The organism is Bacteroides coprosuis (genome assembly GCF_020741705.1).
GTDB classification, from domain to species: domain Bacteria; phylum Bacteroidota; class Bacteroidia; order Bacteroidales; family Bacteroidaceae; genus Bacteroides_E; species Bacteroides_E coprosuis.
Genome location: NZ_DYYK01000070.1, coordinates 1 through 3,622 on the forward strand (window position 1 = coordinate 1; position 3,622 = coordinate 3,622).

Sequence of the window (3,622 nt, forward strand, 5' to 3'; positions counted from 1 at the left end):
TCTATTTAGAAAAAACATACATTCACTCTATTTTATTAAAAGAATAGACCTTCATATAAATATTGAAATTTAGTTTTTTACCTTTTCCGAATAAATTTGTGCATCTTTGTAGGATAACAACTTAATCAATCCAATCATTTTTTATTATTATGAAAAAATATTTATTACTTCTCATGGCAGTAAGTATGGGTTTACTTTCTGCATGTAACTCTTCTCAACCAAAACTAGACTTAAAAGTTATGACCTTTAATATCAGACTAGATACTAGTGATGATGGAGAATACTCGTGGGAACATCGAAAAGAGCAAGCAGGTGCTATGGCTAAAGCTCAAGATTGTGACTTAATTGGTACACAAGAAGTTCTTAACCACCAACTCGAAGATCTTAAAGCTGCTCTTCCTGAATACGAAGCAGTTGGTGTGGGTCGTGCTGATGGCAAAACCGAAGGTGAATATAGTAGTTTGCTTTACAAAAAAGATCGTTTTGATGCCCTTGATTCAGGTACGTTTTGGTTGAGCGAAACTCCTGAAGTAGCTGGTTCTAAAGGCTGGGATGGTGCTTGCGAAAGAGTAGCTAGTTGGGTACTACTAAAAGACAAAGAAACTCTAAGAGAAGTTTTCTTTATAAACACACACCTAGACCACGTTGGCGTAGAAGCTCGTCGTGAAGGTGTTAATCTTCTTCTTGAACGTGCTTATAAATTGGCTAAAGATGCTCCTATCGTGCTAACTGGCGATTTTAATGCTGAACCAGAGTCGGACGTTATCTTCAATGTCATCAATCCTGAAAAAGAAAGACACCTATTGAGTACTCATGAAGTGGCTCAAGAAGTAAAAGGTACTAATTGGACTTTTCACGATTACGACAGACTTGACATCAACAAGCGTGAATACATCGACTATATCTTTGTAAGTGCTCCTGTAACTGTAAAAAGCTACGAAGTACTCCCTATGAAATATGAGGGTCAGTTTGTTTCAGACCACTGCCCTGTGGTTGCAAATATTGAATTCAACTAAGAATCTCTGTTTTGTTATACAGAAAAGCCTCATCAACAATGAGGCTTTTTTTTATGCCCTTTAGGGTAAGGATAGTATAGCAATCATCGCCAAATAGAGGCAAAATGTCTATCTTTGTAAGCTTAAAATAAGAATCATGGAACAATTGAACAGACTACATAAACAGATACAGTTTATTCACGAGGTGGACAAAATCAAATACATCTTAAGAAGAACTCGGTTATTTAATAGCGACCGTGCAGAGAATGATGCCGAACATAGTTGGCACCTCTCCATTATGGCAATGGTACTTGCTGAGCACTCCAATGAGCCTATTGATCTTCTCAAGGTGATTAAGATGGTATTGATTCACGATGTAGTAGAGATTGATGCAGGAGATGTTTTCTTTTTCGACAAAACTCAGAAACACGATAACAGACCTGAGGAAATGGAGGCTGCCAAACGCATTTTTGGATTACTCCCTGCCGACCAAGCTGAAGAACTTATATCGATCTGGCTAGAGTTTGAAGAGGGTAAAAGTGTTGAGGCACGCTTTGCCAAAACACTTGACCGACTAGAGCCGATGCTTCAAAATGCATCCAACCAAGGGGGAACTTGGGAAGAATACAATGTTAAGTACGATGAGGTACTCGATAGTAAAAGAATAATGAAAGATACGGCTACTCCACTCTGGGAATATACACAAGCTCTTCTCAAAGAGTGTGTAAAAGAAGGTATTTTAAAAGAAAATGAAGAATAATCATTCACTTCTAGAAATAGAAAAAGGAGGACGATGTCCTCCTTTTTTATGCTTAATATCCCAGTTTTATTCTTGTACTTTAATATAATCTCCAGCTAGTGAACCACCTCCACCACAGAAGTACATCAAGTCGTAACGATCATCAAAGGTGGAAGTAAAGAGGAATAGACCTGTTTTCTCATTGTTTGGGCGAATCACTAAAGTAGACTGCATTTTGTTATGCTGCTCGTTTAGAGAAACTTCAATTTGATTGTTCACCAACTTTCCTCTTCCCGAAAACTCACAACCCTTACCAGCTCCTTCGCTATTAACAATAACGTTTACTTCATTCTCATTAATAGGAGTTATTATTAAGTTCTGACGATAGCTTTTAGGATCTTGGGTATCTCCCATTACATATTTACCAGCAAAACTATCCGACACTAAAGGGGTAGCTTTCGTGAGTTGATAGTATTCTGCTAGACTCTCAGATGGAGTGCCTACAGAATCCGTCATCATAATAACAGAATCTGATAATTGAACATAGTATAGCGTTATCTCATCAGGCATTAAGGCTTTTAGAATTTTCCCTTCTACTGTCCATGTACCCCACTCTGTTTCTGATGTGTTATCTCCGTCATAATAAAGAGAAGTAATGGCTACAGTACTATCCGATAAAAAAGTTGCATTTGTACGAATTCCAGGACAATCTGCACAAGGTAATTCTCCTACATACATCCCTTCAAAGCCAGATTTAAATGGTTTTGTTTCTTTCTTTTCTCCACAAGCTCCCAACAAAAACGATAGAGCTAATGCTGAAATACTGAATAATAGACTTCGTTTCATTCTAATGTTTGAGTTAATTATTGGTACAAATATAAAGATATTTTTATATACCTTATAAAGAAAGAAGTAATATTAAAAGTTACATTTTACAATTGCATAAGGAATGAGAGCATAATTCCTTACCTTGTACTATACATTCAAAAAGAATAGAAATGGAAAATAAAATCATATACGTACACGGCTTATCTTCTTCTGGGGCTACAGCTTCAGCACAGAATATTCAGGCTCTGCTGCCACAATATCAAGTGGTAGCTCCTGATATGCCTCTACCTCCTCAACAAGCTTTACAATTACTTACAGACCTTGTTGCAGAACTTCAGCCCGTACTGGTAGTGGGTACTTCTATGGGAGCTATGTTTACTCAACAATTGCACGGACAAACTAAAATTCTAATAAACCCAGCTTTTCATGTATCTCAATTGATGCGTAAAAACTTAGGAACTCAGCCCTTCTTTAACCCACGAAAAGATGGAGTAATGACTTTCGATATCACTCCTCAGCTCTGTGATGCTTATGAAATAATGGAAAAACACCAGTTTGATAAGGTAACTGCATACGACCAAGAGCACACTTATGGTTTTTTTGGCACTCACGATGAAATGGTCAATTGCCAAGAAGAATTTAGTAGATACTATCCACACAAAGTACTCTTTGAAGGCGAACATAGGCTAAATCCTGAAGTGATTGAAAGAGATTTAGTACCACTTATCCAAAGCATTCTGATGAGTTCATAAAAAAGAGGTTCCAAAACATTGAAACCTCTTTAAACTCGTATTAAGACTAAAGCTGATACACCGTCTTAAGGATTACTTTGCTGGAACCTTTTCTTTGTCTTTTAAGCGGAAAGATACAGGGACAGTAAATTTCACACGTACCTTTTCCCCTCCTTGCATACCAGGTTTCCATTTGGGCATAAGTGAAATAACGCGAAGAGCTTCTTTGTCCAATGCTGAATCAACACCACGTACTATTCTTGGTTCAGTTACAGAACCATCAGTATTGACTATAAACTCCACAATAACACGCCCTTGTATAGAATTCT

Annotated in this window: 5 protein-coding genes; 3 read left to right on the forward strand and 2 right to left on the reverse strand. The window is 37.3% G+C overall.

All coding sequences use genetic code 11. From position 1 onward, the window contains the following. Window positions 1-149 precede the first annotated feature (149 nt). Both K8V80_RS04080 and K8V80_RS04085 read left to right on the forward strand, forming a co-directional pair. Window positions 150-1,016 carry an endonuclease/exonuclease/phosphatase family protein gene (locus K8V80_RS04080; protein ID WP_006744810.1) on the forward strand — a complete coding sequence of 289 codons (867 nt, stop codon included), beginning with the start codon at window positions 150-152 and terminating at the stop codon, window positions 1,014-1,016. A gap of 136 nt (window positions 1,017-1,152) precedes the next feature. Next, window positions 1,153-1,755 (forward strand): HD domain-containing protein, encoded by a 603-nt coding sequence (locus K8V80_RS04085; RefSeq protein WP_276775641.1) that lies wholly within the window; start codon window positions 1,153-1,155, stop codon window positions 1,753-1,755. A 66-nt stretch (window positions 1,756-1,821) separates the two neighbouring features. Here K8V80_RS04085 and K8V80_RS04090 read toward each other — a convergent pair whose 3' ends face one another. Beyond that, window positions 1,822-2,580 (reverse strand): copper resistance protein NlpE, encoded by a 759-nt coding sequence (locus tag K8V80_RS04090; RefSeq protein WP_276775642.1) that lies wholly within the window; start codon window positions 2,578-2,580, stop codon window positions 1,822-1,824. 152 nt (window positions 2,581-2,732) lie between these two features. Here K8V80_RS04090 and K8V80_RS04095 point away from each other — a divergent pair, with 152 nt between their 5' ends. Then, window positions 2,733-3,314: a YqiA/YcfP family alpha/beta fold hydrolase gene (locus tag K8V80_RS04095; RefSeq protein WP_276775644.1), complete on the forward strand. Its 582-nt coding sequence runs from the start codon at window positions 2,733-2,735 to the stop codon at window positions 3,312-3,314. A gap of 72 nt (window positions 3,315-3,386) precedes the next feature. On the opposite strand, the gene K8V80_RS04100 is transcribed toward K8V80_RS04095, so the two are convergent. Then, window positions 3,387-3,622, reverse strand: a 236-nt coding sequence (locus tag K8V80_RS04100; protein ID WP_276775646.1) for an energy transducer TonB, incomplete at its 5' end; no start/stop codon positions are given.